Raw genomic sequence first — 26,168 nt, 5'->3', positions numbered from 1 at the left:
CCCCGAAACGCTGATGGCCGGCGTGGCCGCCGACCTGAAGGCGCTGCGCCTGACCGCCGGCTTCGTGCAACTGAGCCGGGCCCAGCCCACCGACTGCACGCCGCTGGTGATGGACGCGGTACAGGCCGCCGCCGACCAGCTCGGCTACGCCAGCATGCGCCTGCCCAGCGGCGCCGGCCACGACGCCGTCTACATGGCGCCCACCGGCCCCATCGGCATGATCTTCATCCCCTGCCTGAACGGGCGCAGCCACTGCCCCGAGGAATGGGTCGAGCCGAAGCAGCTACTGGACGGCACCCGCGTGCTGTACCAGACCGTGCTGGAACTGGATCGCGTGTTGTCCCGATAACTACCCCGACGCCGCCATGGAAGAAATAGAACTGAACGACAGCACCGCCGACCGCTACCTGCTGGACACGCCCGGCCTCACGCTGCTGGTGTTCCACAGCCGCACCTGCGGCACCTGCCGCATCGCGCGCGAACAACTGCCCAAGCTGGACCTGCCGGTGCAGCGGGTGTGCTGGGTCGACGCCGGCGAGAACGGCGGCCTGGTGGAACGCTACGAGGTCTTCCACCTGCCGGCCATGTTCGTGACCCGTGACGGCGCCTTCTTCGGCCCGGTGCAGGCCAGCCTGGCCGAATGGGATCTGCGCCAGCAGATCGGCCTGGCGCTGGACAGCTACCCGGCCGAACTGCCATGAGCGCCGTCGCCGCCGCCATGGCCCCGTCCCGCCGGGCGTTGGACACGCTGGCCACCAGCGTGATGCTGCTGTTGTGCGTGTGCTGGGGTTTCCAGCAGATCGCCATCAAGCTGGTGGCGGCCGACATCTCGCCCATCATGCAGGTCGGCCTGCGCTCGGCCTTCGCCGCGCTGGTGCTGGGCGCGGTGGTGTGGCGCGCCGAAGGTTCGCGCGCGCTGCGCGACGGCACGCTGGGCGCCGGCGTGCTGGTGGGCCTGCTGTTCGGCTTCGAGTTCCTGGCGATCGCGCAGGGACTGGTCTACACCACCGCCTCGCACATGTCGGTGTTCCTGTACACCGCGCCGATCTTCACGGCGCTGGGCCTGCATTGGCGCGTGCCCGAGGAACGCATGGCGCCGCTGCAATGGCTGGGCGTGGCGGTGGCCTTTGGCGGCATCGCCGTGGCCTTCCTGGGCAACGGCCAGCCGCAGGCGGCCAACGCCGCCAGCAACATGCTGCTGGGCGACGCGCTCGGGCTGCTGGGCGGGCTGCTGTGGGGCGCCACCACGGTCGCGATCCGCCGCACCGCGCTGTCGGAAGCGGCGCCTTCCAAGACCCTGTTCTACCAGATGGCGATCGCCGCGCTGGTGCTGCTGGTCTATGCGGCGGCCACCGGCAACGCCGGCATCCGCTACACGCCTGCGGCCATGCTGAGCGTGGCGTTCCAGTCGGTGGTGGTGGCGCTGTCGAGCTACCTGGCGTGGTTCTGGCTGCTGCGGCGCTACCTGGCCTCGCGCCTGTCGATCCTGTCGTTCATGACGCCGCTGTTCGGGGTGTCGTTCGGCGTGCTGATCCTGGACGAACCGCTGGACGGCGCCTTCGTCGTCGGCGCGCTGATGGTGCTGGCCGGCATCTCGCTGGTGAGCGGCGCCGGTCTGCTGCGCGAGAAGCTGCGGCGCGGCAAGCGCGCCTGAATTGCGCGGATCGGCACGCGGGCTGGCACGCCGGCCGGTGCGCCGGTTGTGGTCCGGGGCATGCCCGGGCCGAAGCGCGGATCGATGCGCCGGCCCTCAGGCCCGGCGCCCGCCGCCCAGGTTCAACACGATCAACGCCGCGCCCGCCAGCACCAGCGCGAAGCCCCACCAGTCGGCGGCATCGGGGCGGTCCCCCACCAGCGCCATCGCGCCCAGCACCCCGACCACCGGCACCATCAACGTGGTCAAGGCCGCCACCGTCGCGCTGACCCGTTCGCTCAGCACGAACCACAGCCAGTACGCCACGGCCGTGCCCAGCACGATGTGGAACGCCAGCGCGCCCGCCACGCGCGCGCTCCAGCCCTGCGTCGGAAAGGCTTCGCCCGCCAGCAGTACGCCGCCCAGCGCGCAGGCCGCGCCCACCGCCAGCTGCCAGGCCGTCACCACGATGCGGTGGCCCATCACCGGCCAGCGCTTCAGGTAGACCGTGCCGGCGGCCCACCCGAAGGCGGCGGTGAGCGGGAACACCAGGCCGCGCGCGGCGGCCAGGTCATGATCGGCAAAGATGGCGCGCAGCACCGGCCAGGCCAGCACCGCCACGCCGGCGGCGCCCAGCAGCAAGGCCAGGCCGCGGCGGCGGTCCAGCCGTTCGCCCAGCACCGCCCAGGCCAGCAATGCCGACATCATCGGCATGGTGAACGTGAGCACGGCGGCGCGCGACGTGCTGGTGCTGAGCTGGGCCCAGGCCACCGCCAGGTTGAACACCGCGACAGCCAGGATGCCGCCGACCACGATGCCCGGCCACGAGGCCCGCGGCAGCAGCAGCGCCAGCCTTTTCATGCGCGCCAGCGCCAGCAGCAGCAAGGCGCCGCTGCCCAGCCCCAGCAGGCGCAGGGTGAACGGCGGGCAGATCGACAACACGATCTTGACCGCCGGCCAGTTCAGGCCCCAGAACAGCGCCAACGCAACCGGGATCAGGCGCACGCGGCCTTTTCCCGGGCGATCAGCTCCGCCAGGCCCTGGCGCTGGTTGCCCTCGGCGTCGAAATTGTCGGGGCTCAACCAGTTCTCATAGGCCGCGCGCAGGGCCGGCCATTCGCTGTCGATGATCGAGAACCAGGCGGTGTCGCGGCTGCGGCCCTTGTAGACGGTGGCCTGGCGGAAGATGCCTTCGAACTGGAAGCCCAGGCGGGCCGCAGCGGCGCGCGACGGCGCGTTCAGGCTGTCGCACTTCCATTCATAGCGACGGTAGCCCAGCTCGTCGAAGGCGCGGCGCATCAGCAGGAACTGCGCCTCGGTGGCGATGCGGGTGCGCTTGAGCAGCGGCGAGAACGCCACGAAACCGACCTCGATGACGCCGTTGGCGGGGTCGATGCGCATCAGCGACAACGAGCCGATCGCGCGGCCGCTGGCCAGGTCGATGACCGCATGGTGCATGGGATCGCTGGCGGCATGGGCCTGCGCCTGCTCGGCGAACTGGCGGTAGGCGGCCGCGTCGGCGAAGGGACCGACGCTCATGTAGGTCCAGTCGCGGCCATCGGGCGCCTGGCTGAAGGCGGCGTACAGGTCCGCCGCGTGGCGTTCGGCTGACAGTGGCTCCAGGCGGCAGTAGCGGCCCTGCGCCGGCGCCACCGGCGGACGCGGGCGCGGCGTCCAGCCGGACAGGTCGGGGCCGATGGGTTGTTGATATGCATTGACGCGCGGTTGCATGCTGCGAGGCCTCTCCAGGTTGGGGGAACGCCGCCGCCAATGGCGGACGCCCGCCAGGGGAATTTCCGTCACGGCGGACCCTGGCACGCTCTCACGATAGCCAAACCGTGGCATGATAAAAAGCACCACGGTCCGTAAATTTAATAGAGCCATGACAGAACCTGCCGCCCTGCTCTCCAGCCCGCTGGCGCGCGGCCCGGGCGCCCTGCCGCGCCAGCGCCAGCTGATCCAGCGGCTCAAGCAGGCCATCCTGGCGGGCCAGTTGCCGGCGGGCGGCAAGCTGCCGGCCTCGCGCGTGCTGGCCGACGAACTGCGCATCTCGCGCAACACCGTGCTGATCGCCTACGAACAGTTGACCGCCGAAGGCTACGTCATCGCCGACCGCCAGGGCACGCGCGTGGCGCCGCTGTCGGCCGCCGCCGCCAGCGCGGCGAAACAGGCCACCCGGCGCGCCGCCGAGCAGGCGGCCAGACCGGCCCCCGGGCCGGCCGCGGGACAGGCGTCCCGGCCCGAGGCGCCCGTCTTCCGCACCGCCGCCCGCCTGTCGCGCATCATCGCGACGCGCGCCCCCAACGATGGCTCGCTGCCGCTCACGCCCGGCACCCCCGCGCTGACCCAGTTTCCCATCAGCGCGTGGCGCCGGGCCCAGGACCGGGCGCTGCAGGCGGCGCCCGCCGCCACGCTGGGCTACGGCCCGCCGGTGGGCGAACCCGCGCTGCGCGAAGCCATCGCCCAGTACCTGCGGGTGTCGCGCGGGGTCAATTGCGATGCCTCGCGCATCGTCATCACGGAAGGCGCCCAGGGCGCGCTGGCACTGTGCGTGCAACTGCTGACCAATCCCGGCGACACCGCCTGGCTGGAGGAACCCGGCTACCGCGGCGCGAAGTCGGCCTTCCACGCGGGCGACCTGAACGTGGTGGCGATGCGGGTCGACGCCGACGGCCTGGCCATCAGCGAGGACGACTGGCGCACCCGGCCGCCGCGCCTGATCCAGGCCACGCCCACGCACCAGTACCCGACCGGCGCCGTGCTGTCGCTGGCGCGCCGGCTCGACCTGCTGGAACGGGCGCGCCGCGCCGGCGCCTGGATCATCGAGGACGACTACGACAGCGAATTCCGCCACCAGGGCGAGCCGATCGCCGCGATGCAGGGCCTGCTGCCCGACGCGCCGGTGCTGTACGTGGGCACGTTCAGCAAGACCATGTTCCCGGCGCTGCGGCTGGGTTTCCTGGTGCTGCCGCAGGCGATCGCCGGGCCGGCCATGCCTTCGATCGTGGAAATGCTGCGCGGCGGGCACCGGCTGGAACAGCTGACGATGGCCGCCTTCATCGAAAACGGCCAGTTCTCGCGTCACCTGGGCCGCATGCGGCGGCTGTACCGCGAGCGCCAGGCGGCGCTGCGCGAGGCGCTGGCGCAACACCTGGGCATCGACCATGAAGTGCTGGGCGGCCACAGCGGCCTGCACCTGACGGTGCGGCTGCCGCCCGATGTGCCCGACCGCGCCGTCGTCGAGCAGGCGCGCCGGCTGGGCATGAATCCGAACGCGCTGTCGACTTTCGCCATCACGCCGCAGCCGCAGGACAACGGCCTGGTGATCGGCTACGGCAACACCAGCGCCGACCGCTACCCGGCGCTGGTCAGGCAATTGGGCAAGCTGGCGGCGGCGCTGCGCCACTGAAACGCTGAATCTCAGCGGCGCGAATCGAGCGCCATGCGCAGCGCCAGGCCGGCCAGCACCGTGCCCATCAGCCAGCGCTGGACCGCGATCCACAGCGGCCGGCCGGCCAGGAAGCCGGCGATCGAACCCGCCATGATCGCGATGACGGCGTTGACCGACAGGCTGATGGCAACCTGCGTCAATCCCAGCGCGATCGACTGGGTGAACACGCTGCCATGGTCGGGCTGGATGAACTGCGGCAGCAGCGACACGTACAGCACGGCGATCTTGGGATTGAGCAGGTTGGTCAAAAGCCCCATCGTGAACAGCGTGCGCGGGCTGCTGGCCGGCAGCTCGCGCACCTGGAACGGCGAACGCCCGCCCGGGCGCACCGCCTGCCAGGCCAGGTACAGCAGATAGAGCGCGCCGCCGAAGCGCAGCGCGTCGTAGGCGTACGGCACCGACATCAGCAGCACCGTCAGGCCGAATGCCGCGCACAGCACGTAGAAGATGAAGCCCACCGCCACGCCGGACAACGAGATCAGCCCCGCCTTGGGCCCCTGCGAAATCGAGCGGGACACCAGGTAGATCATGTTGGGCCCGGGCGTGAGCACCATGCCCAGGGCGACCAGGGCGAACGTCAGGAGATTGGCGATGTCAGGCATGATGCGCCGGCGCGAGCCGGTCGGTAGTGGGAAGATGAACAGCCACGTTATCTGAAATCTGTATCGGAACAGCGGATTTTTTCGCGCGGCGTGGCGGCCTGGAAACAACACACCGGCGGCGATTAAATGTCGCCGGATGGGCCGCGGCGGCCGCGAGGTATACAGTGATCGGCTAGGGCCTGCTCACACTAAAAGGAGCCTCGCATGGGTACCCAAATGAGTGACTATCAAGGCGCGAAGCGCAGTCGTGGCAGGTCCCCGGCGAGCATTCGCAACGCTGAGAGGCGCTCATTTGGGTACTCACCCTTCGGGCAGGCCGGTAATCGGGCGCCAGGCGTCGTTGCGCTCACCTTGCGTGGCACAGCCACGCGGCGGCGACCGCGCCTAGCCTGGCGCCCGATTACCGGCCTGTGCGAGGCTCCTTTTAGTGTGAACAGGCCCTAAGGCCGCAAGCCCCGGAAGGATCCACGCATGCCACCACGATCATCACCCGCCACGCCCGCCGCCGGCCGTGCCGGCGCCATCCGCGTCGGCGTGGGCGGCTGGACCTACGCGCCCTGGCGCGGCGCCTTCTACCCCGACGACCTGCCGCACGCGCGCGAACTCGAATACGCCAGCCGCCAGCTCACCGCCATCGAGGTCAACGGCACCTACTACAGCAGCCAGAAGCCGGCCACCTTCGCCAAGTGGCGCGACGAGACGCCAGATGATTTCGTGTTCTCGCTCAAGGCCTCGCGCTATGCCACCAACCGACGCGAACTGGCCGGCGCCGGGGAATCGGTGCATCGCTTCGTGCACGGCGGCATCGCCGAGCTGGGCCCCAAGCTGGGGCCGATCGTGTGGCAGTTCGCGCCCACCAAGGTGTTCAACGCCGACGACTTCGGCGCCTTCCTGGCGCTGTTGCCGGACGCGGTGGACGGGCTGCCGCTGCGCCACGTGATGGACGTGCGCCACGCCAGCTTCGCCTGCGAAGAATACCTGGCCCTGGCGCGCCGCCACGCCGTGGCCACGGTCTACACCGACAGCGAAGACTACCCCTCGCTGGCCGATGCCACCGGCGATTTCATCTATGCGCGGCTGATGCGCGCCAGCACCGCCTTCAAGGCCGGCTATGCGCCCAAGGTGCTGGACGCCTGGGCCGACCGCCTGCGCACCTGGGCGCGCGGCGCCGATCCGGACGACCTGCCACGGGTGGGCACGCGCAAGCCGTCGGGCGCGACGCGCCCGCGCGACGTCTTCGCCTTCTTCATCAATGGCGCCAAGGAGCGCGCGCCGGCGGCGGCGCGCGCGATGATCGAGCGGCTGTAGCCGGCGCGGCCGTGCCGGGCCGCCTGGCGCGGCTGTGCCGGCCGTCAAAGGATGCCGGCCCCGGGGACCGGCGACGGCGTCAATTCGCGACCGGCGTGCGCAGCGTCACGAATTCCTCGGCGGCGGTGGGATGGATGCCGATGGTGTCGTCGAACACGCGCTTGGTGGCGCCTGCCTTGAGCGCGATGGCGATGCCCTGCACGATCTCGCCGGCGTCGGGGCCGACCATGTGCACGCCCAGCACCTTGTCGGTGTCGGCGTCGACGATCAGCTTCATCAGGGTCTTTTCCTGCGATTCGGTCAGCGTCAGCTTCATGGGACGGAAGCGGCTTTCGAACAGCTTGACCGGATGGCCGGCCGCGCGCGCCTCTTCGGTGGTCATGCCGACGGTGCCGATGTTGGGCAGGCTGAACACGGCGGTGGGAATCAGCTTGTAGTCGACCTTGCGGTATTCCTCCGGGCGGAACAGGCGGCGCGCCACCGCCATGCCCTCGGCCAGCGCCACCGGCGTCAACGGCACGCGGCCAATGACGTCGCCGATCGCCAGGATCGAGGGTTCGCTGGTGCGGTATTCGTCGTCCACCGCGATGAAGCCCTTGTCGTCGAGCTTGACGCCGGTGTTCTCCAGGCCCAGGTTGTCCAGCATCGGCCGGCGGCCGGTGGCGTAGAACACGCAATCGGCCTCGATCACGCCGCCGTCCTTGAGCGTGGCGGCCAGGGTGCCGTCGGCGCGCTTGTCGATGCGCGCCACCTCGGCGTTGAACTTCAGGTCGATGCCCTTCTTGGCGAGTTCGTCGCGCAGGTGCTCGCGCACCGCCTGGTCGAAGCCGCGCAGGAACAGCGGACCGCGGTAGACCTGGGTGGTCTGCGCGCCCATGCCGTTGAAGATCGAGGCGAACTCGACCGCGATGTAGCCGCCGCCCACCACCAGCACCCGGCGCGGCAGCGTCTTCAGGAAGAAGGCCTCGTTCGAGGTGATGGCGTGTTCCTTGCCGGGAATGTCCGGCACCTGGGGCCAGCCGCCGGTGGCCACCAGGATGTTGGCGGCGGTATAGGACTTGCCGTCGACCTCGACGGTGTGCGGGTCCTTGATGCGGGCGTGGGCTTCCAGCAGCGTCACGCCGCTATTGACCAGCAAGTTGCGGTAAATGCCGTTAAGACGCTCGATCTCGCGGTTCTTGTTGGCGATCAGCGTGGGCCAGTCGAAGCTGGGCTGGCCGGCGTTCCAGCCAAAGCCGTGGGCCTGTTCGAAGTCTTCGCTGTAGTGGGCGCCGTAGACCAGCAGCTTCTTGGGCACGCAGCCCACGTTGACGCAGGTGCCGCCCAGGTAGCGGCTTTCGGCCACCGCCACGCGGGCGCCGAAACCGGCCGCGAAGCGGGCCGCGCGCACGCCGCCGGAGCCCGCGCCGATCACAAACAGGTCGAAATCGAATGCCATGGTGTTTCCTTCGCCGTCCCGCTGCCGGGACGCATTTCACTGTCGGGAGAAGCGCTATTTTGCACCAGTGCGGCCCCGTCGGCCGCCATGCCCCCAGCCCCGGCCGGTCACACCGTCGGAGATCCGGCGCGGATACGGACCAGCGGCCCGTCACCGCGCCGGCGCGACCCGGTGACAGGATGCCGGCGTCGCGGCCCGGCCGCCCGCGCGCCCTACGGCAAGGCCGCCGACACCGCCTCCGGATCCAGCCCGTAGCGCCGGATCGCCTCGGCCGCCCGCTCCGCCGGCAGCACGCCGTCGTCGGCCAGCGCCTTGAGCGTGGCCAGCGCGATGTGGTGCCGGTCCACTTCAAAGAACGCCCGCAGCGCCTGGCGCGTATCCGAACGGCCGAAGCCGTCGGTGCCCAGCGTCACGTAGCGGCGCCTCACGAAAGGACGGATCTGCTCGGCCACCGTCTTCATGTAGTCGGTGGCCGCGATCACCGGCCCCGAGGTGTCGGCCAGGCGCGTTTCGACGAACCCCTGGCGCGCCGCGTCCAGCGGATGCAGGCGGTTCCAGCGCTCGGTCTCCTGGCCGTCGCGGCGCAGCTCGGAATAGCTGGTGACGCTCCAGACGTCGGCCGCCACGCCGAAGTCCTGTTGCAGCAAGTCGGCGGCGGCCAGGGTCTCGCCCAGGATGGCGCCGCTGCCCAGCAGTTGCGCGCGGACCTCGCCCGGCGCGCCCTCGCGCAGGCGGTACATGCCCTTCAGGATGCCGGCCTCGGCGCCTTCCGGCATCGGCGGATGGGCGGTCTTCTCATTGATCAGCGTCAGGTAGTAGAAGACGTCTTCCTGCTCCAGGTACATGCGGCGCATGCCGTCCTGCACGATCACGGCGATCTCGTAAGCGTAGGCCGGGTCGTAGGCGATGCACGACGGGATCACCGAGGCCAGCACGTGGCTGTGGCCGTCGTCATGCTGCAGGCCCTCGCCTTCCAGCGTGGTGCGGCCCGAAGTCGCGCCCAGCAGGAAGCCGCGCGCGCGGATGTCGCCCGCCGCCCAGGCCAGGTCGCCCACGCGCTGGAAACCGAACATCGAATAGAAGATGTAGAACGGGATCGTGGCCACGCCATGGGTGCTGTAGGCGGTGGCGGCGGCGATCCATGAAGCCATGGCGCCCGATTCATTGATGCCTTCCTGCAGGATCTGGCCGCGCCGGTCCTCGCGGTAGACGCTGAGCTGGTCGGCGTCCTGCGGCGTGTACAGCTGGCCCACGTGCGAGTAGATGCCGACCTGGCGGAACATGCCGTCCATGCCGAAGGTGCGCGATTCATCGGGCACGATGGGCACCACGCGCGCGCCGATCTGCGGATCCTTGAGCAACTGCGCCAGGATGCGCACGAACGCCATGGTGGTGGAGAATTCGCGGCCGTCGCTGCCCTTCAGGTGCGCGGCGAAGGCTTCCAGCGCGGGCGTGGCCTGCGGGCCCGGGCCGGCCGGACGCAGCGGCAGGTGGCCGCCGGCGCGCCGGGTGGCGGCTTCCAGGTAGGCCTGTTCCGGGCTGCCGGGTTCCGGCTTGAGGTACGGAATGTCCGCCAGGCGCTCGTCCGGCACCGGCAGGTCGAAGCGATCGCGGTACGCGCGCACCGCCGGGTCGGCCATCTTCTTCTGCTGGTGGTTGGTGTTGGCGGCTTCGCCGGCCGCGCCCATGCCGTAGCCCTTGACGGTCTTGGCCAGGATCACCGTGGGCTGGCCGCGATGCGCCAGCGCCGCGGCGTAGGCCGCGTGCATCTTGACCGGGTCGTGGCCGCCGCGGTTGAGCGCGCCGATCTCGTCGTCGCTCAGGTGCGCCACGCGCTCGAGCAGCACCGGGTCGGCGCCGAAGAAATGTTCGCGCACGTAGGCGCCGCCGCGCGCCTTGAACACCTGGTATTCGCCGTCCACGCATTCCATCATGCGGCGCCGCAGGCGGCCGTCGTGGTCCTGCGCCAGCAGCGCGTCCCAGCCGCCGCCCCAGATCACCTTGATGACGTTCCAGCCGGCGCCGCGATAGACGCTTTCCAGTTCCTGGATGATCTTGGCGTTGCCGCGCACCGGGCCGTCCAGGCGCTGCAGGTTGCAGTTGACCACGAAGATCAGGTTGTCGAGCTTTTCGCGGCCGGCCATGGCGACTGCCGCCAGCGTCTCGGGCTGGTCCTGCTCGCCGTCGCCCAGGAAGCCCCACACGCGCCGGTCCTGCACCGCGATCAGGCCGCGGTCTTCCAGGTAGCGCATGTAGCGCGCCTGGTAGGCCGCCATCAGCGGCCCCAGGCCCATCGACACGGTCGGGAACTGCCAGAAGCCGGGCATGGTGCGCGGATGCGGATACGACGCCAGCCCGCCGCCGCCGATTTCGCGGCGGAAGCGGTCCAGCTCCGCTTCGGACAGGCGCCCTTCCAGGTAGGCGCGGGCGTAGATGCCGGGCGCCGAATGGCCCTGGATGTAGAGCATGTCGCCCAGGTAGTCCGGCGTGGCGGCGCGGAAGAAATGGCGGTAGCCGGTTTCGTACAGGGTGGTGGCCGAGGCATAGGTGGCGATGTGCCCGCCCACGCCGGAATGCTTGCCGGCGCGCAGCACCATGGCCATGGCGTTCCAGCGCAGATAGGCGTCCAGCCGCGCCTCGATGCGGGTGTCGCCGGGGAACGGCGCCTGGGCCGGCAGGCCGATCGTGTTGACGTAGGGCGTGACGCCGGCCGCGGCATAGCCGCCGCTGCGGGCGCGGTCCTGGTCGATCAGGCGGTCCAGCAGGTAATGCGTGCGCGGCAGGCCTTCGTGCGCCAGCACAGCCTGCATCGCGTCCAGCCACTCGCTGGTTTCTTCGGGGTCGATGTCGACGCAGTCGATCTCGGGTTCCATGGGCATCCTCCTTGTGGTGCGCAAGCGGCGCCCGGACACGAAAGGTCGGCGCCATCGTTTCACATCGTGAATTGCATTTGCATAATGTGCAATTGCAATCGTATGGAGGTTTTTGAACAATTGCAAGTGCAACTATTTGAGCGCATGGACGGCACCCACGGGACCAGGCCCGACGGCGGGAACCTTGGAGGCGGCCGCGCCAACCTGCGGGCGGGACAACGGCGAGGCGGGAAGGAAGGAAGGAAGGAAGCGGCCCGGCCATCGCGGCCGGGCTCCTGTCCGCGCCTAGCGCGCGGCGTCCATCATGTACGCCACGGCGGCGCGCAGCGTGGCCTCGTCGGCGGCGGTGCCGCCGCGCGGCGGCATGGCGCCCTTGCCCTTGAGCACCGTGGCCAGCAGCGCGTCGGCGCCCTGCGCCAGGAACGGCGCCCAGGCCTGCTTGTCGCCCAGCTTGGGCGCGTTGGCCACGCCGCTGGCGTGGCATACCACACAGGCCGAGCGGTACAGCTTTTCACCGGCCGGGTCGAGCTGCGCCGGCGCGTCGGCCGCGGCATGGGCGAACCCGCCCACGGCCAGGCCGGCCGCCAGTGCCAATCTGATTGCGAGGGACATGGCGGGCTCCTGGTCAGCGCGGAATCGGCGCGGGCGCCTTGATCTGCTTCATCAGGTCGTCGTTCCACTTGCCCTCGACCTTGATGTGGCCGGCCGCGCCCAGTTCGAAGGCCTCGATCAGGTTGTGGTTCAGGTAGGCATACACGCCAGGCTGCTTGAAGGTGTAGAGCGCGGCGCCGGCCGACCCGCCGCGGATGAACCAGGTTTCCAGGTCGCGCTGCGGCGGGTTGGCGAACTTGCCGGTCTCCCAGACCCAGTCGCCATGGCCGCCGATCAGGTGCGGGCGGGTGTCGCGATTGGCCTGCGAGTGGATCAGCAGCACGGTCTCGCCGACCTTGGCGGTGAGCGCGTTGGCGCCGGTCAGCGCGCCGACCTTGCCATTGAAGACGATGTGCGACGGCGTCAGCGTGCGCATCACCTGCACCGTGTCGCCATAGCTTTCGGCCAGCGTGGCGTAGTCCTTGTACTTGCCGTCCGGGCCCTTGGGGATGTACAGGTCGAACTCGCCGATGGTGTAGGCGCGGTCGTAATGCAGCGGCTTGCCCTGCGGATCCTTCAGGCCGTCTCGCGGCAGCACCATCAGCGTGCCGCTCATGCCCGACACCACGTGCCAGGGCACCATGCCTTCGGGCGCGCAGTGGTAGACGAAGGTGCCGCTGCGGTCGGCCTTGAAGCGCAGCGTGGCCTGCTCGCCAGGGTTGACGTTGGTGAGCTTGGCGCCGCCCAGCGCGCCGGTGGCGCCGTGGAAGTCGACGTTGTGCGGCATGGCGTTGGTGGCCGGGTTGACCAGCGTCAGCTGGACGTAGTCGCCCTCGTGCACCACCAGCGTGGGGCCGGGCATGGAGCCGTTGAACGTCATGGCCTGCAGCGTCGTGCCCTTGTCGTCGATCACCATCTTCTTTTCCTCGATGGTCATGGTGAATTCGACGACTTTGGGGCCCGACTTGGTCGCCTGCTCGTGCGGATGCACCTGGGGCGGAGCGACCAGCGTGACCTTGGTATGGGGCAGCTTGTCGGCGTCCTGCGCCCAGGCGGTCCCGGCGGCCATCGTAAAAGCCAGCGCCGCCGCCAGCAAAGTGGGCCGTAATGCGTTCATGTCCAGCTCCTTATCGGGTTTTCAACTGCCGTGTAGGTCGGCAACCCTATTGAATGGCGCATGCCCTTCCCGTTCTTTGCTGTAGCGCAAACTCGGCGCCAGCCTGGCGCCGCGCGCGCATTGCCACGGCCGGATGGCGGTGCCACCATGAAAGCGCAATCCCCCCATGCCAGGAGCCCGTGATGCCGTCGCCCCTTTGTCATGCCCTGCTGCGCAATCTGGATCTCTTCAAGCCCTTGTCCGAGGCGCAGCTGGAATCCGCGCTGCGCGGCGCGCAGCCCTGCCGGCTCGAAGTTGGCGCCGTGGTCTACCACCAGGGCGCCAGCGCCGCGCATTTCTTCGTGCTGCTCAGCGGCTGCCTGAAAGTGGCGCAGGTCACGCCCGAAGGCGGCCAGGTGGTGGTGCGCTACGTCAATCCCGGCGATCTTTTCGGCCTGGCGTGCGCCATGCGCCAGCCGCGCTATCCCGCCACCGTGCTGGCGGTGCAGGAAAGCGTCTGCCTGGCCTGGCCCGATGCGCTCTGGGAGCATTTCACCAATCACCACCCGCAGCTGGCCGCGCAGGCCCTGCAGACCATGGGCCGGCGGCTGCAGGACGCGCACCTGCGCATCCAGGAACTGTCCAACGACGAGGTCGAGCAGCGCGTGGCCCGCGCCATCCTGCGGCTGGTGGACAGCGCCGGCGAACCCACGGCCGACGGCATCGGCATCGCCTTTCCCATCACGCGCCAGGACATCGCCGAGATGACCGGCACCACCCTGCACACCGTCAGCCGCCTGCTCAGCGGCTGGAAACAGCGCGGCATCGTCGACAGCGGCCGCAAGCGCATCGTGCTGCGCTCGCCCGCCGCGCTGGCGCGGGTGGGCGCGCACGCGGCGGCGCCGACCTGTGCGGGCTGCACATCCTGTATCGACGGGCCGCCGCCTCAGGCCGGGCCGTCCTCCCGCACCAGCCTCAGCCCCAGGTTGGCCGGCGGCACGCCGACCGAGCAGGCGCCGCCCTTGGGGTCGCGGATGAAGTCGGGCAGATAGGCGATGTGCCGCCCCGCCGCGACGCGGATGCCGCAGTTGCGGTCGGCGCCGTCGTCAGGGCCGGCTGTCACGGCCTCGCCGCCCTGCGTGAGCGCCAGGATGCGCCGCGTGTAGCAGTCATCGGTCCATTCCCACACGCTGCCCGCCATGTCCATCAGCCCGGTGGCATTGGTGCCATAGGCGCCGAACGGGCGCACCTCGGTGGCTTCCTGGCCGCGCCGGGTCTGCGCGTCGTACTCGGCCAGCCAGCGCTGCGCCGGATCGGCGTCCGAGGCGGGCAGCGGCGTTTCCTCGCGGTAGGCGTCGCCGGCCGCATAGACCCATTCGGCATACGTCGGCAGGCGCCAGCGCTGCCCGCTGCGGTCCGACAGCCAGGCGGCGTAGGCCGAGGCGTCGCTCCAGCTCAGGCCGATCGCGGGCAGGTCCGGCGCATCCAGGTCCCGGAAGCCGGGATCCAGCGGCTTGCAGGCGCCGGCGCGGACACAGGCCGCATACTCGGCCTGGCTGACCTGGCGCGTCATGATGACGACGCCGCGAGCCAGCTCCGCGCGCAGCGGCGCCGGCGACACCGGATAGCCGTTGCGCAGCGTCTCGCCCGGCGGCAGGTAGGCTACCTGCCCCGGCGGCAGCCGCGACACGTCGGGGGAAAGGGAACGGGCCCGCTCGGCGGGCCCGCAGGCGGTCAACAGGACCAGGAAGACAGCGGCCAGCGGGCGGCGCATGGATGGCGCTCCGGTTGCGCCCGGGGTCACGATGCCCCGGGATCCGCTGTCATTGGAACGCCGCCCGGCCTGGTCCTCTTTGCGCTGGCGCAATGAGCGCAATGGACCGGGCGCAAACAGCAGGCCGCCGCCCCGCGGATGCGCCTGCCGCGCGCATCCACGCCGGACCCGCAAGCTAGCGGCGCGCGGGCTCGGCCCGCAGCACCGGCTCGGCCGCGGCGGGTTTGCCGCTGAGCAGGCCCAGGATGACCTGCACCACCATCGCCAGCGCCCCCAGCAGGAACACCACGTCGCCGAAGGTGCGGCCCCAGCGCAGGGTCTTGAGGATGTCCTGCTGCATGAAGGCCTCGCTGCGCGCGTACCACATGCCTTCGCTGACGCTGGCATGGAACTGGATCAGGCCGATCGGCAGCAGGCTGGTGAAGATCATCAGCGCCAGGCCCAGGTTCAGGCCCCAGAAGGCCAGCTTCATCAGGCCGGGGCTGAGCGCGTACTGCGGCCGGATGTAGCGCAGCACCAGCAGCGTGAAGCCCAGCGCCAGGAAGCCGTAGACCCCGAACAGCGCGGCGTGCGCGTGCACCGGCGTGGTGTTCAGGCCCTGGATGTAGTACAGCGACACCGGCGGGTTGATCATGAAGCCGAACACGCCCGCGCCCAGCATGTTCCAGAAGGCCACCGCCACGAAGCACATCAGCGGCCACTTCAGGTTTTCCATCCACGGCGCGCGCGTCTTCAGGCGCCAGTTCTCCCAGGCTTCGTGGCCCAGCACGATCAGCGGCACCACTTCCAGCGCCGAGAAGCTGGCGCCCACCGCCATCACCGGCGTGGTGGTGCCGGCGAAATACAGGTGGTGGAAGGTGCCGGGAATGCCGCCCAGCATGAACAGCGAGGCCGAGGCCAGGCTGGCGGTGGTGGCCATGCGGCGCGACACCAGGCCCAGCGTCGAGAAGATGAAGGCCAGCGCGGTAGTGGCGAACACTTCGAAGAAGCCTTCGACCCACAGGTGCACGATCCACCAGCGCCAGTACTCCATCACGGTCAGGTGGGTGCGCTCGCCGTAGAAGAAGCCGGCGCCGTAGAACAGGCCGATGGCGCCGACCGACGCGGTCAGCAGCGCCAGCAGGTTCTTGTCGCCGCCCGGCGTGCGCAGCGCCGGCACGATGCCGCGCAGCATCAGCACCAGCCAGAAGCAGATGCCGGCGAACTTGCCGATCTGCCACAAGCGGCCCAGGTCGACGTATTCATAACCCTGGTGGCCCAGCCAGAAATTCAGGTCCGGCGGCATGATCTGCGCGATCGCCAGGTAGTTGCCGGCGAACGAACCGACCACCACCAGCACCAGCGCCCAGAACAGGATGTCGACCCCGGCCTTCTGGTACTTCGGATCGCGCCCGCCATTGATCAGCGGCGCCAGGAACAGGCCAGCGGCCAGGAAGCCGGTGGCGATCCAGAACAACGCGCTCTGGATGTGCCAGGTGCGCACCAGCGAATAAGGGAACCACTGCGACAGGTCGATGCCATAGAACTTCTGCCCCTCGACCGTGTAGTGCGCGGTGAAGCCGCCCAGCAGCACCTGAAAGCCGAACAGCGCCACCACCAGAAACAGGTATTTGCCCAGCGCCCGCTGCGAAGGCGTGAGCGCGAAGGTGGTGAGCGGGTCGCGCGCGGGGGCCGGCGGCTCGTCCTCTTCCTTGCCGCGCAGGAAGGCCCAGGCCCAGATCAGCAGGCCGATGCCGGCCAGCAGCACCACCACGCTGATGATCGACCACATCACGTTTTCACTGCTGGGGTGGTTGCCGATCAGCGGTTCGTGCGGCCAGTTGTTGGTGTAGGTGACCGAGGTGCCCTCGCGCTCGGTGGCGGCGGCCCAGGCGGTCCAGAAGAAGAAGTGCGTCATCTGCCGGCGACGGTTGGCGTCCGGCAGGGTGTTCTCCTTCATGGCGTAGTTTTCGCGGCTGCGATGCAGCGCCGGCGCGTCCGAGAACAACTGGTCGTAGTAGGCCTCGGTCTGCGCCACGGCCTGCGCCCGGCGCGGGCTGAGCGTGAGCTTGCCGCCGGCCGCGTCCGCGCGGTTGGCGCGGTACTCGGCCTTGAGCTGCTCGCGCAGCGCGGCCTGGGCCGGCGCGTCGAGCTGGCCGTAGTCGCGGCCGTGCGCATCGCGCGCCGCCAGATCGAGCCAGGCCATCAGCTCGCGGTGCAGCCAATCGGCGGTCCAGTCGGGCGCCTGGTAGGCGCCATGGCCCCAGATCGAGCCCAGCTGCATGCCGCCGATGGACTGCCAGGCGGTCTGGCCATCGAGAATGTCGTCGCGGCCGAACAGGCGCGTGCCGTCGGCGCTGGCGACCTCCTCTGGAATGGGCGGCGCCTGTCGGTAGACTTCACCGCCATAGAAGCCGAGCAATGCGAACGTGACCGCCAACACGGCGATCAACGTGAACCATAACCTTCGATACGGGCCCATGATGGGAACACCCTCCTGTGTTGCGTTGTGGGGTATGCCCTCCCATGCGAAATTCGTGCCAGGGAAAAAACCAGGAAAATCAGCAACTTGAAACAGGGCCGGTGCTTTCTACCCGAACCTGGCAGGGTATAAAGAACCGGCATGCGGTGATTTCCACCCTGCCAGCGGCGGTCCGGGCCTCTACAATCCGGGCTGCGAAATCTCTAGACAAAAGGAAGCGACCGCATGGCCACGGGCAAGCCCGACGCGTGGAGCCTCTTCCTGACCGCGCATGCGCTGGTGGTGGAAGAGATCGAGAAACGACTGTCCGCCGCCGGCCTGCCGCCGCTGGCGTGGTATGACGCGCTGTGGGCACTGGAGCGCGCGCCGCAAGGCACCGCGCGCATGTTCGAGGTGGCCGAGCGCATGGTCATCGCGCGCTACAACCTGACGCGCCTGATGGACCGCATCGAGGCCGCCGGGCTGGTCGAGCGCTTCCGTTCCGACGAGGACCGCCGCGCCACCTATGCCCGCATCACGCCGGACGGCCTGGCGCTGCGGCGCAAGATGTGGAAGGTCTACGGCCCGGCCATCGACGAATTGTTCCTGTCGCAACTGCCGCAAGCGCAGCAGGACGCCATGGCCGAACAATTCCGCCAGATCGCCCGCCATGCGCGGGCCTTGTCCAAACCTGCCGCCTGACCCGGCCGCCACGGAGTCCGCATGCCCGCCCGTCCGCCCCTGCACATCGGCATCGTCGCCTGCTCGGCGGAAGGCGCCGCGCTCTGCTACCGCACGATCTGCGCCGAGGGCGCCCAACGCCTGGGGCCGCACGCGCACCCCGAGGTGTCGTTGCACAGCCTGTCGCTGGCGGACTACGTGGCGTGCCTGGAACGCAATGACCTGGCCGGCGTGGGCGCGCTGATGCTGACCTCCGCGAACCGGTTGGCGCGCGCCGGCGCGGATTTCCTGGTCTGCCCCGACAACACCATCCACCAGGCGCTGGACCACGTGCTGCCGCGCTCGCCCCTGCCCTGGCTGCACATCGCCGAGGAAGTCGCCGCCGTGGCGGCCGCGCGCGGCCTGCGCCGCATCGGCATCCTCGGGACGCGCTGGCTGGTCGACAGCGCGGTCTACCCCGACAAGCTACGAGCGCGCGGGCTGGACTACGTGCGCCCGGCGCCTGACGACCGCGACCTGCTGGCGCGCGTCATCATGGACGAACTGGTCTACGGCGTCTTCAAGCCCGAATCGGTGGCCTTGCTGCAAGGCGTGGTGGCGCGGCTGCGCGACGCCGGTTGCGACGCGGTGGTGCTGGGCTGCACCGAATTGCCGCTGGTGCTGGACGACGCCAACTGCGCGCTGCCGACGCTGGACTCCACCCGCATCCTGGCGCGCGCGGCCCTGGATCGCGCCCTGAACGCGCCTACGCCGCCGCGCGCCGCGGCCTGAGGCGCACGCGCGTTCAGAGCTGGTCCAGCCCGTACTGGCGCAGGCGATCCAGCGCCAGCACCTTGATCTGGTTGTACGACAGCGCCAGCACGCCCTGGTCCGCCAGCGTCTGCAAGGCCTGGTTGACGCGCTGGCGCGACAGGCCCGTCAGGTAGCCCAATTCTTCCTGTGAAATCGCCAGCGTCAGGTCGGTGGACGGATACAGCTGCGGGTTGAACAACTGCGCCAGCGACTGCGCCACGCGCGCATCGGCGTCCAGCAGGCGATGGTTCTGGATCGAGGCGATGAACTCGCCCATGCGGTCGTTCAACTGGCCGATGACGAAATGCGAGAACGGCAGGCTGGCGGCCAGCAGCGCATGAAAGGTGGCGGCCGGCACCAGCAGCACCAGCGACGGCTGGATCGCCACCACGTCGTACTTGCGCAGCTCGCGCTTGATGACGCTGCCCTCGCCGAACCAGCCGCCCGGCGGCACCCCCGAGAACGTGCAGCTGCGCCCCGACTCGTTGTAGATCGCCAGTTTCAGCAGGCCGCTATGCACCCCCAGCCAGTAATCCGACGGCGCATTGCGGCGCGCGATCCAGGCGCCGCTGACCACGTGTTCGGCGCGCGCCGTGGCCAGCACCAGGTCCTGGTGCGGCGCGTCCAGCGCGGCGAACCAGGCGCAGCCGCGCAGCAGTTCGGCCAGCTCGGTCTGGGAAACAATGTTTGAAACATCGGACATGGAAAGAACCGTGTAAAACTGCGGGTTGGACGCCCGAAAAAAGGTCTGTCATGCAGGCGACAGACACCATTTTCCGGCGGCCGATAAGCTCTAGCAAGCAGCGGGATTCCTGCCAACGATCAACCCCGGCGATCCAGATCAAGTTTCCCGCACAAAAGCATATCCGGGCGCACTCGCGCCCCACAGGAGACAAGCATGAGCAGCACGTTCGACCACGGCCTGGCACGCCGTGACGCCAACTATGAGCCCCTGACCCCGGTCGACTTCATCGCCCGCGCCGCGCAGGTCTATGGCAACCGCCTGGCCGTGGTGCACGGCGCCGTGCGCCGTACCTGGGCCCAGACCTACGAACGCGCGCAACGCCTGGCCGGCGCGCTGGCCGCCGCCGGCATCCAGCGCGGCGACACGGTGGCGGTGATGCTGCCGAACATCCCCGCCATGGTCGAGGCGCATTTCGGCGTGCCGATGCTGGGCGCCGTGCTCAACACCCTCAACACCCGCCTGGACACGCCCAGCGTGCTGTTCATGCTGGGCCACGGCGAGGCCCGCGCGCTGATCGTCGACACCGAATACGCCGAGGTCGCGCAGCGCGCCCGCGCCGAATTCCCGCACCTGAAAGTGATTTCGGTGCACGACCTGGACGGCGCCCCGGCCACCCTGCCCGGCGCCACCGACTACGAGGCCTTCCTGGCCGCCGCCCCCGCCACCTTCGACTGGCGCCCGCCGGCCGACGAATGGGACGCGATCGCGCTGAACTACACCTCGGGCACCACCGGCGATCCCAAGGGCGTGGTCTACCACTACCGCGGCGCGTACCTGAACGCCGTCAGCAACATCCTCGAATGGGACATGCCCAAGCACCCGGTCTACCTGTGGACGTTGCCGCTGTTCCACTGCAACGGCTGGTGCTTCGCCTGGACCGTGGCGGCGCGCGCCGGCGTCAACGTCTGCCTGCGCAAGTTCGACCCCAAGACCGTGTTCGACCTGATCCGCGCCGAGGGCGTCACCCACTACTGCGGCGCGCCCATCGTGCAGAGCGCGCTGGCCAACGCCCCGGCCGAGCTGCGCGCCGGCATCACCCATACCGTGCGCACCATGGTGGCCGGCGCCGCGCCCGCGCCGGCGGTGATCGCCAAGATGAAGGAAATCGGCTTCGAACTGACCCACGTCTATGGCCTGACCGAGGTCTACGGCCCGGCCGCCGTGTGCGCCCCGCAGGACGCCTGGAACGACCTGGAAGACGAACAGCGCGCCCTGCTGACCGCGCGCCAGGGCGTGCGCTACCACCTGCAGGCCGGCGTCTCGGTGCGCAACCCCGACACCATGGAGGAAGTGCCGGCCGACGAGCAGACCGTGGGCGAAATCATGTTCCGCGGCAACATCTGCATGAAGGGCTACCTGAAGAACGAGCGCGCCACCGACGAGGCCTTCGGCGGCGGCTGGTTCCACACCGGCGACCTGGGCGTGATGACGCCCGACGGCTACATCCGCATCAAGGACCGCAGCAAGGACATCATCATCTCGGGCGGCGAGAACATCTCCAGCATCGAGGTCGAGGATGCCCTCTACCGCCATCCGGCCGTGGCCGCCGTGGCGGTGGTGGCCATGCCCGACCCGAAATGGGGCGAGACGCCCTGCGCCTTCGTCGAACTCAAGCCCGGCCACAGCGCCACCGCCGAAGAGATCATCGCCCACTGCAAGCTGCTGCTGCCCGGCTTCAAGGTGCCGCGCGCGGTGCGGTTCGGCGAACTGCCCAAGACCTCGACCGGCAAGATCCAGAAATTCGAACTGCGCGCCGCGGTGGGTTCCACCCGCGCCATCGACGCCACCTGATTCCCTCTCATCCAGACCTCGGAGCTCCGACGCCATGACGTACCAAGCCCCCGTGAAAGACATGCTGTTCGTGCTGAACCACCTGGCCGGCCTGCCGCAGGTGGCCGCGTTGCCGCAGTTTGCCGAAGCCACGCCCGACACCGCCCAGGCCGTGCTGGAGGAAGCCGCCACCTTCGCCGCCGACGTGCTGGCGCCGTTGAACCATCCCGCCGACCGCGAGCCCAGCGCCTGGCGCGATGGCGCCGTCACCACCTCGCCCGGCTTCAAGCAGGCCTTCCGCCAGTACGCCGAGGCCGGCTGGCAGGGCATGACGCATCCGGCCGAATACGGCGGCCAGGGCCTGCCCGGCCTCCTGGGCGCGCCCTGCTCCGAAATGCTCAACGCCGCCAACCTGTCGTTCGCCCTGTGTCCGCTGCTGACCAACGGCGCCGTCGAGGCGCTGCTGACGGCCGGTTCGCCCGAGCTGCGCGAACGCTTCATCGGCCCGATGCTGTCGGGCCAGTGGACCGGCACCATGAACCTGACCGAGCCGCAGGCCGGCTCCGACCTGGCGCTGCTGCGCAGCCGCGCGCAGCCGGTCGGCGACGGCACCTACCGCATCTCGGGCACCAAGATCTTCATCACCTACGGCGAGCACGACCTGGCCGAGAACATCATCCACCTGGTGCTGGCGCGCCTGCCCGACGCGCCCGAGGGCGTCAAGGGCATCTCGCTGTTCCTGGTGCCCAAGTTCCTGGTCAATGACGATGGCTCGCTGGGCGCGCGCAACGACGTTACCTGCGTGTCGATCGAGCACAAGCTGGGCATCAAGGCCAGCCCCACCGCCACGCTGCAGTTCGGCGACGCGGGCGGCGCCATCGGCTACCTGGTGGGCCAGGAAAACCGCGGCCTGGACGCCATGTTCATCATGATGAACGCGGCCCGCTTCGCTGTCGGCGTGCAGGGCATCGCGGTGGCCGACCGCGCCTACCAGCACGCCCTGGCCTATGCCGCCGAACGCGTGCAGAGCCGCCCGGTGGACGGCTCCTCGCGCGACGCCGTGCCCATCATCCAGCACCCGGACGTGCGCCGCATGCTGGGCACCATGCGCGCCCTGACCGAGGCCGGCCGCGCGCTGGCCTACTACACCGCCGGCCACGCCGACCTGGCCCACGCCAGCGCCGACCCGGCGGCGCGCGCCCGCCACCTGGCGGTGCAGGAATTCCTGGTGCCGATCGTCAAGGGCTGGTGCACCGAAGCCTCCATCGACGTCGCCAGCCTGGGCGTGCAGGTGCACGGCGGCATGGGCTTCATCGAAGAGACCGGCGCGGCCCAGTACTACCGCGACGCCCGCATCCTCACCATCTACGAAGGCACCACCGCGATCCAGGCCAACGACCTGGTCGGCCGCAAGACGCTGCGCGATGGCGGCGCGGTGGCGCAGGCGCTGATCGAAGAGATCCGCAAGACCGAGGAGGCGCTGCAGGCGCGCAGCGAGCCGGCCGCGCGCCTGGTGCTGACGCCGCTGCGCCAGGGCCGCCTGGCGCTGGCCAACACGGTCGACTTCGTGGTGGCCAACGCCGCCGCGCATCCCAACGCGGTGTTCGGCTCGGGCGTGCCCTACCTGCTGCTGGCCGGCACGGTGCTGGCCGGCTGGCAGATGGCGCGCGCGCTGCTCGCGTCGCTGGACCACCTGGACGAAGACCCGGCCTTCCACCAGGCCAAGATCGCCACGGCCCAGACCTACGCGCTGCACAAGCTGACCCAGGCGCCGGGGCTGGCGGCGGTGGTGGCCGGCTCGATCGAGTATGCCGTGCAGCCCTGAAGCCGCGCCGGTCGCCGCGACGGCGACCCTGGCTTCCTTTCTGAAAGACCGCCACGGCGGTCTTTTTTCATGGAACACGGCCCCGTTAAGCATATAACCAGAAAGAATAATGAAAAGACATAAACATATCTAAAATTATTAAGCGGATCCGGGAAACCCCGGCCCCGCGGGCAAGCCGCCAGCCGCATCAAGGCGCCGTCGTTCAGGACATTTCCCTCATGCTCCGCAAGCTGTTCACCGCCGCGCTCGTCGCCGCCGCCACATCCTTCGCCCCCGTCCACGCCGCGCCGCCCGCGCTCGAAATCGGCTACCTGCCGATCCTGCCGGACGCGCAGTTGTTCGTGGCGCTGGAAGAAGGCACCTTGCAGGCCAAGGGCGTGCCGGCCCCCAAGCTGGTGTCGTTCCAGAGCGGTCCGGCGCTGACCCAGGCGCTGCTGGCCGGGCAACTGGACGTCGCCTACGTCGGCATCGGCCCGGCGCTGGTGGCCAGCGCCAAGGGCGCCGGCATCAAGGTGGTGGCCTCCAACATCGTCGAGCAGGTCAACGTGGTCGCGCTGGGCGCGCTGGCGCCGTATTTCGCCTCAGGCGATCCGGCCACGGCGTTCGCCCGCTTTGCCAAGGACAAGGGCAGGAAACCCGTCATCGCCAGCTACCCCAAGGGCGCCGTGCCCGAGGCCGCGCTGCAATACTGGCTGCGCAACCGCCTGAAGGCGGACCCCGCCAGCCTGGACCTGATCTACCAGGGCGAGGCGCAGATCCAGCAATCGCTGCTGACCGGCGCCATCGACGGCGCCGCCATCCTCGAACCCACCGTCACCACCGTGCTGACCCGCGCCCCCGAATCGCGCGTGGTGGCGCGCGGCTCGCAACTGTTCCCGAACCAGCCCGGCGCCGTGCTGCTGGTGCGCGACAAGCTGATCGCCGAGCACCCCGAGGCCGTGCAGCAACTGGTCGACGCCCAACTGGCCGCCACCGTCCTGCTGCGCGATGACCCGGCGCGCGCCGCGGCGCACGTGCAGAAATACGTCGGCGGCGGCCGTCTGGACCGCGCGCTGGTGGAAAAGGCCATTCGCAATTCGCATGACCAGTTCGTGGCCGACCCGCACGCCATCGTCAACGCCACCGCCGAGCTGCAGACCTTCCAGGCCAGCCTCGGCACGGTCGAGGCCGCCAAGGTCGACGTCAGGCAGCTGTTCGACACCCGTTTCTACGACAAGGCCAAGAAGCAATGAGCCAGACCGCCCCGGCCCTGGCCGCCCCCGCGCCGCGCGCGCGCAAGGGCACGCCGCCCTGGTTCGCCGCCGCGCGCCGGGCGGCGTACGGCATCGGCGGGCTGGCCATCTTCATCGCCATCTGGAAGGCCGCGTTGATCTGGCAATGGGCGCCCCCGGGCACCCTGCCCGACCCATTCGCGCTGCCCGCCACGCTGATCCAGGAATGGCAATCGGGCCGCCTGCTGCCGGCCATCGGCTCGAGCCTCGTGCATTACTTCTGGGGCCTGGCCGCCGGCACCGCGCTGGGTTTTGCCGTCGGCCTGGCGGCCGCCACGCTGCCGCGCTTCGACCTGGCGCAAGCCTATCTGGCGCGCATCCTGCGGCCGATCCCGCCGCTGGCCTGGGTGGTGTTCGCCATCGCCTGGTTCAAGGTCAGCCACGCCGGCGCCGCCTTCGTCATCGCCATCGGCGTGTTCTGGGTCAACTATTTCGCCACCTACGGCGCGGTGCGCAACGTCGACCCGCGCTACTACGAACTGGCGCGCGCCTTCGGCCATGGCGGCTACCTGGCGCGCGCGCTGGGCGTGACGCTGCCGGCCATCGCCCCCGGCGCGCTGGCGGGCGTGCGCACCGGCATCGGCCAGGCCTGGATGACGCTGATCGCGGCCGAACTGCTGGGCGTGCCGGGCATGGGCCAGGAAATGAACGCCGCCGCCGGCGTCGGCGCCTACGACGCGGTGGTGGTCTACATGCTGATCATCTCGCTGGTCTACACGCTCTGCGACCTGGCGTTCTCGGCGGTCGAAAGCAAGGTGCTGCAATGGCGTCCGTGATCGAATTCTCGAAACTCTCGTACCGGCATCCGGGCGCCGACGCGCCCGTGATCCAGGGCCTGTCGCTGGCGATCGAGGCGGGCAGCTTCGTGGCCGTGGTGGGCGGTTCGGGCGTGGGCAAATCCACGCTGCTGCGCGCGGCGGCCGGCCTGGCCGATCCCGCCGGCGGCGAGGTCCGCTTCCAGGCGCCCGCGCGCCCCGGCCGCCGCAGCCGCGCCGTGGTGTTCCAGGACAGCCGCCTGATGCCGTGGCGCACGGTCGGCGGCAACGTCGGCTACGGCCTCGAAGGCCTGGGCCTGGATCGGCAGGAACGGCAGCAGCGCATCGACGCCGCGCTGCAATTGACCGGCCTGGGCGACTACGGCCGCCGCTGGCCGCACCAGTTGTCCGGCGGCCAGGCGCAACGCGTCGGCATCGCCCGCGCGCTGGCGGTCAAGCCCGACCTGCTGCTGATGGACGAGCCCTTCAGCGCGGTCGATGCCATCACGCGGCGCAACCTGCAACAGGAACTGATCCGCGTCTGGCAGGCATCGGGCGCGGCGGTGCTGTTCGTCACCCACGACATCGAGGAAGCCGTGTTCCTGGCCGACAAGGTGGTGGTGCTGGGGGGCCGCCCGGCCAATATCGCCGGCAACTACGACATCGACCTGCCGCGCCCGCGCGACCGGGCGGACCCGGCCTTCGCGCGGCAAGTGGCGGCAATCTCCCACACGCTGGAACATCACTGAACCCGGGGGACGCGCCGGCTCAGGCCCGGCGCGGCGCCACGCCGCCCGGCGCCGTCCTGCGCGGCAGCGTCAAGGCCCAGAACGCCGCCGCCACCAGGCTCAGGCCGGCGCCCAGCGCGCACACGCCCAACCAGCCGGCCCGCGCATACACGAACGTCGAGGCAATCGACCCGAGGCCGCTGCCGGCCGCGTAGAACATCATGTAGCCGCCCACCAGCCGGCTGTGCGCCTGCGCGCCGATGGCGAAAATCATGGTCTGGTTGGTGACGTGCAGCGCCTGCGCGGCGATGTCCAGCAGCAGCACGCCCAGCGCCAGCGCCCACAGGCTCTGGTCCAGGAAGGCGATCGGCACCCAGGCCAGGCACAGCAGCGCCA

At 69.9% G+C, this 26,168-nt stretch carries 23 protein-coding genes and 1 pseudogene; 13 read left to right on the top strand and 11 right to left on the bottom strand.

Annotation, left to right across the window (positions count from 1 at the left end; all coding sequences use genetic code 11):
- From DK459_RS24240 to DK459_RS24230, 3 genes are all read left to right on the top strand, one after another.
- Nucleotides 1-349, top strand: a 349-nt coding sequence (locus tag DK459_RS24240; RefSeq protein ID WP_233256856.1) for a M20/M25/M40 family metallo-hydrolase, incomplete at its 5' end; no start/stop codon positions are given.
- A gap of 16 nt (nucleotides 350-365) precedes the next feature.
- Entirely contained in the window at nucleotides 366-701 is a 336-nt protein-coding gene (locus DK459_RS24235; protein ID WP_006384499.1) for a co-chaperone YbbN, read from the top strand.
- The gene (locus tag DK459_RS24230) at nucleotides 698-1,654 is read left to right on the top strand and encodes a DMT family transporter (protein WP_006384500.1); all 957 of its coding nucleotides are present in this window, start codon (nucleotides 698-700) and stop codon (nucleotides 1,652-1,654) included. Before DK459_RS24235 ends, DK459_RS24230 begins: the two co-directional genes overlap by 4 nt.
- Nucleotides 1,655-1,750: 96 nt before the next feature.
- On the opposite strand, the gene DK459_RS24225 is transcribed toward DK459_RS24230, so the two are convergent.
- Nucleotides 1,751-2,638: a DMT family transporter gene (locus DK459_RS24225; protein ID WP_110135120.1), complete on the bottom strand. Its 888-nt coding sequence runs from the start codon at nucleotides 2,636-2,638 to the stop codon at nucleotides 1,751-1,753.
- On the bottom strand, nucleotides 2,629-3,363 hold the full coding sequence (locus DK459_RS24220; protein ID WP_054444154.1) for a GNAT family N-acetyltransferase: 735 nt from the start codon (nucleotides 3,361-3,363) through the stop codon (nucleotides 2,629-2,631). The genes DK459_RS24225 and DK459_RS24220 overlap by 10 nt, the downstream gene beginning before the upstream one ends.
- A 112-nt stretch (nucleotides 3,364-3,475) precedes the next feature.
- On the opposite strand from DK459_RS24220, the gene DK459_RS24215 reads away from it, so the two are divergent.
- Nucleotides 3,476-5,041, top strand: coding sequence for a PLP-dependent aminotransferase family protein (locus tag DK459_RS24215; protein ID WP_190277665.1), 1,566 nt, complete (start codon nucleotides 3,476-3,478; stop codon nucleotides 5,039-5,041).
- Between the two features lie 11 nt (nucleotides 5,042-5,052).
- Here the strand turns inward: DK459_RS24215 and DK459_RS24210 are convergent, their stop codons facing one another.
- Nucleotides 5,053-5,685, bottom strand: coding sequence for a LysE family translocator (locus DK459_RS24210; protein WP_020927131.1), 633 nt, complete (start codon nucleotides 5,683-5,685; stop codon nucleotides 5,053-5,055).
- Nucleotides 5,686-6,156: 471 nt separating this feature from the next.
- Here DK459_RS24210 and DK459_RS24205 point away from each other — a divergent pair, with 471 nt between their 5' ends.
- The gene (locus DK459_RS24205; protein WP_047992899.1) at nucleotides 6,157-6,993 is read left to right on the top strand and encodes a DUF72 domain-containing protein; all 837 of its coding nucleotides are present in this window, start codon (nucleotides 6,157-6,159) and stop codon (nucleotides 6,991-6,993) included.
- A 79-nt stretch (nucleotides 6,994-7,072) separates the two neighbouring features.
- Here the strand turns inward: DK459_RS24205 and gorA are convergent, their stop codons facing one another.
- From gorA to nirK, 4 genes are all read right to left on the bottom strand, one after another.
- Complete coding sequence (gene gorA, locus DK459_RS24200) at nucleotides 7,073-8,431, bottom strand: glutathione-disulfide reductase (protein ID WP_024068473.1); 1,359 nt, start codon at nucleotides 8,429-8,431, stop codon at nucleotides 7,073-7,075.
- A gap of 212 nt (nucleotides 8,432-8,643) precedes the next feature.
- Nucleotides 8,644-11,304, bottom strand: coding sequence for a pyruvate dehydrogenase (acetyl-transferring), homodimeric type (gene aceE, locus DK459_RS24195; RefSeq protein ID WP_110135119.1), 2,661 nt, complete (start codon nucleotides 11,302-11,304; stop codon nucleotides 8,644-8,646).
- A 285-nt stretch (nucleotides 11,305-11,589) separates the two neighbouring features.
- Nucleotides 11,590-11,916, bottom strand: coding sequence for a cytochrome c5 family protein (locus DK459_RS24190; protein ID WP_053499478.1), 327 nt, complete (start codon nucleotides 11,914-11,916; stop codon nucleotides 11,590-11,592).
- A gap of 13 nt (nucleotides 11,917-11,929) precedes the next feature.
- Nucleotides 11,930-13,012, bottom strand: a complete 1,083-nt coding sequence (gene nirK, locus DK459_RS24185; RefSeq protein ID WP_006384283.1) for a copper-containing nitrite reductase — start codon at nucleotides 13,010-13,012, stop codon at nucleotides 11,930-11,932.
- A 182-nt stretch (nucleotides 13,013-13,194) separates the two neighbouring features.
- Between nirK and DK459_RS24180 the strand changes: the two genes are divergently transcribed.
- A complete protein-coding gene (locus DK459_RS24180; RefSeq protein WP_233256855.1) occupies nucleotides 13,195-14,043 on the top strand; it encodes a Crp/Fnr family transcriptional regulator in 849 nt (282 codons plus the stop codon).
- Here DK459_RS24180 and DK459_RS24175 read toward each other — a convergent pair.
- The gene (locus DK459_RS24175) at nucleotides 13,938-14,765 is read right to left on the bottom strand and encodes an SUMF1/EgtB/PvdO family nonheme iron enzyme (protein ID WP_049053820.1); all 828 of its coding nucleotides are present in this window, start codon (nucleotides 14,763-14,765) and stop codon (nucleotides 13,938-13,940) included. The genes DK459_RS24180 and DK459_RS24175 overlap by 106 nt on opposite strands.
- Nucleotides 14,766-14,940: 175 nt before the next feature.
- Nucleotides 14,941-17,226, bottom strand: a complete 2,286-nt coding sequence (locus tag DK459_RS24170; RefSeq protein ID WP_006384280.1) for a nitric-oxide reductase large subunit — start codon at nucleotides 17,224-17,226, stop codon at nucleotides 14,941-14,943.
- A 225-nt stretch (nucleotides 17,227-17,451) separates the two neighbouring features.
- Here DK459_RS24170 and DK459_RS24165 point away from each other — a divergent pair, with 225 nt between their 5' ends.
- Both DK459_RS24165 and DK459_RS24160 read left to right on the top strand, forming a co-directional pair.
- Entirely contained in the window at nucleotides 17,452-17,907 is a 456-nt protein-coding gene (locus DK459_RS24165; RefSeq protein WP_006384279.1) for a MarR family winged helix-turn-helix transcriptional regulator, read from the top strand.
- A 21-nt stretch (nucleotides 17,908-17,928) separates the two neighbouring features.
- Complete coding sequence (locus DK459_RS24160) at nucleotides 17,929-18,657, top strand: aspartate/glutamate racemase family protein (RefSeq protein ID WP_110135118.1); 729 nt, start codon at nucleotides 17,929-17,931, stop codon at nucleotides 18,655-18,657.
- Between the two features lie 13 nt (nucleotides 18,658-18,670).
- Here the strand turns inward: DK459_RS24160 and DK459_RS24155 are convergent, their stop codons facing one another.
- Nucleotides 18,671-19,381, bottom strand: a complete 711-nt coding sequence (locus tag DK459_RS24155) for a Crp/Fnr family transcriptional regulator (RefSeq protein WP_024068468.1) — start codon at nucleotides 19,379-19,381, stop codon at nucleotides 18,671-18,673.
- A gap of 195 nt (nucleotides 19,382-19,576) precedes the next feature.
- Here DK459_RS24155 and DK459_RS24150 point away from each other — a divergent pair, with 195 nt between their 5' ends.
- The 5 genes from DK459_RS24150 to DK459_RS24130 all read left to right on the top strand — a co-directional run bounded on the left by DK459_RS24150 (nucleotide 19,577) and on the right by DK459_RS24130 (nucleotide 25,793).
- Entirely contained in the window at nucleotides 19,577-21,214 is a 1,638-nt protein-coding gene (locus DK459_RS24150) for an acyl-CoA synthetase (RefSeq protein WP_006384276.1), read from the top strand.
- 34 nt (nucleotides 21,215-21,248) lie between these two features.
- The gene (locus DK459_RS24145) at nucleotides 21,249-23,018 is read left to right on the top strand and encodes an acyl-CoA dehydrogenase (protein WP_053499484.1); all 1,770 of its coding nucleotides are present in this window, start codon (nucleotides 21,249-21,251) and stop codon (nucleotides 23,016-23,018) included.
- 218 nt (nucleotides 23,019-23,236) lie between these two features.
- Complete coding sequence (locus tag DK459_RS24140) at nucleotides 23,237-24,250, top strand: ABC transporter substrate-binding protein (protein WP_110135117.1); 1,014 nt, start codon at nucleotides 23,237-23,239, stop codon at nucleotides 24,248-24,250.
- Nucleotides 24,247-25,065, top strand: a complete 819-nt coding sequence (locus tag DK459_RS24135; RefSeq protein ID WP_233256854.1) for an ABC transporter permease — start codon at nucleotides 24,247-24,249, stop codon at nucleotides 25,063-25,065. The genes DK459_RS24140 and DK459_RS24135 overlap by 4 nt, the downstream gene beginning before the upstream one ends.
- Entirely contained in the window at nucleotides 25,053-25,793 is a 741-nt protein-coding gene (locus DK459_RS24130; RefSeq protein WP_110135116.1) for an ABC transporter ATP-binding protein, read from the top strand. The genes DK459_RS24135 and DK459_RS24130 overlap by 13 nt, the downstream gene beginning before the upstream one ends.
- Before the next feature lie 19 nt (nucleotides 25,794-25,812).
- Here the strand turns inward: DK459_RS24130 and DK459_RS24125 are convergent.
- A pseudogene (locus DK459_RS24125) lies at nucleotides 25,813-26,168 on the bottom strand (MFS transporter); the annotation flags it as partial.

The sequence above is a fragment of the Achromobacter sp. RW408 genome (assembly GCF_003184165.1).
GTDB classification, from domain to species: domain Bacteria; phylum Pseudomonadota; class Gammaproteobacteria; order Burkholderiales; family Burkholderiaceae_B; genus Achromobacter; species Achromobacter xylosoxidans.
This window is presented reverse-complemented; position numbering and strand designations above follow the sequence as displayed.

Bases quoted from the DNA above. Each gene is read 5' to 3' on its own strand.
- gorA (WP_024068473.1), bottom strand. From the start codon at position 8,431: ATGGCATTCGATTTCGACCTGTTTGTGATCGGCGCGGGCTCCGGCGGC.
- DK459_RS24145 (WP_053499484.1), top strand. From the start codon at position 21,249: ATGACGTACCAAGCCCCCGTGAAAGACATGCTGTTCGTGCTGAACCAC.
- DK459_RS24180 (WP_233256855.1), top strand. From the start codon at position 13,195: ATGCCGTCGCCCCTTTGTCATGCCCTGCTGCGCAATCTGGATCTCTTC.
- DK459_RS24130 (WP_110135116.1), top strand. From the start codon at position 25,053: ATGGCGTCCGTGATCGAATTCTCGAAACTCTCGTACCGGCATCCGGGC.
- DK459_RS24170 (WP_006384280.1), bottom strand. From the start codon at position 17,226: ATGGGCCCGTATCGAAGGTTATGGTTCACGTTGATCGCCGTGTTGGCG.
- DK459_RS24205 (WP_047992899.1), top strand. From the start codon at position 6,157: ATGCCACCACGATCATCACCCGCCACGCCCGCCGCCGGCCGTGCCGGC.
- DK459_RS24175 (WP_049053820.1), bottom strand. From the start codon at position 14,765: ATGCGCCGCCCGCTGGCCGCTGTCTTCCTGGTCCTGTTGACCGCCTGC.
- DK459_RS24190 (WP_053499478.1), bottom strand. From the start codon at position 11,916: ATGTCCCTCGCAATCAGATTGGCACTGGCGGCCGGCCTGGCCGTGGGC.
- DK459_RS24135 (WP_233256854.1), top strand. From the start codon at position 24,247: ATGAGCCAGACCGCCCCGGCCCTGGCCGCCCCCGCGCCGCGCGCGCGC.
- DK459_RS24230 (WP_006384500.1), top strand. From the start codon at position 698: ATGAGCGCCGTCGCCGCCGCCATGGCCCCGTCCCGCCGGGCGTTGGAC.
- DK459_RS24155 (WP_024068468.1), bottom strand. From the start codon at position 19,381: ATGTCCGATGTTTCAAACATTGTTTCCCAGACCGAGCTGGCCGAACTG.
- DK459_RS24235 (WP_006384499.1), top strand. From the start codon at position 366: ATGGAAGAAATAGAACTGAACGACAGCACCGCCGACCGCTACCTGCTG.
- DK459_RS24220 (WP_054444154.1), bottom strand. From the start codon at position 3,363: ATGCAACCGCGCGTCAATGCATATCAACAACCCATCGGCCCCGACCTG.
- DK459_RS24150 (WP_006384276.1), top strand. From the start codon at position 19,577: ATGAGCAGCACGTTCGACCACGGCCTGGCACGCCGTGACGCCAACTAT.
- DK459_RS24215 (WP_190277665.1), top strand. From the start codon at position 3,476: ATGATAAAAAGCACCACGGTCCGTAAATTTAATAGAGCCATGACAGAA.
- nirK (WP_006384283.1), bottom strand. From the start codon at position 13,012: ATGAACGCATTACGGCCCACTTTGCTGGCGGCGGCGCTGGCTTTTACG.
- DK459_RS24160 (WP_110135118.1), top strand. From the start codon at position 17,929: ATGCCCGCCCGTCCGCCCCTGCACATCGGCATCGTCGCCTGCTCGGCG.
- DK459_RS24140 (WP_110135117.1), top strand. From the start codon at position 23,237: ATGCTCCGCAAGCTGTTCACCGCCGCGCTCGTCGCCGCCGCCACATCC.
- DK459_RS24165 (WP_006384279.1), top strand. From the start codon at position 17,452: ATGGCCACGGGCAAGCCCGACGCGTGGAGCCTCTTCCTGACCGCGCAT.
- DK459_RS24210 (WP_020927131.1), bottom strand. From the start codon at position 5,685: ATGCCTGACATCGCCAATCTCCTGACGTTCGCCCTGGTCGCCCTGGGC.
- aceE (WP_110135119.1), bottom strand. From the start codon at position 11,304: ATGGAACCCGAGATCGACTGCGTCGACATCGACCCCGAAGAAACCAGC.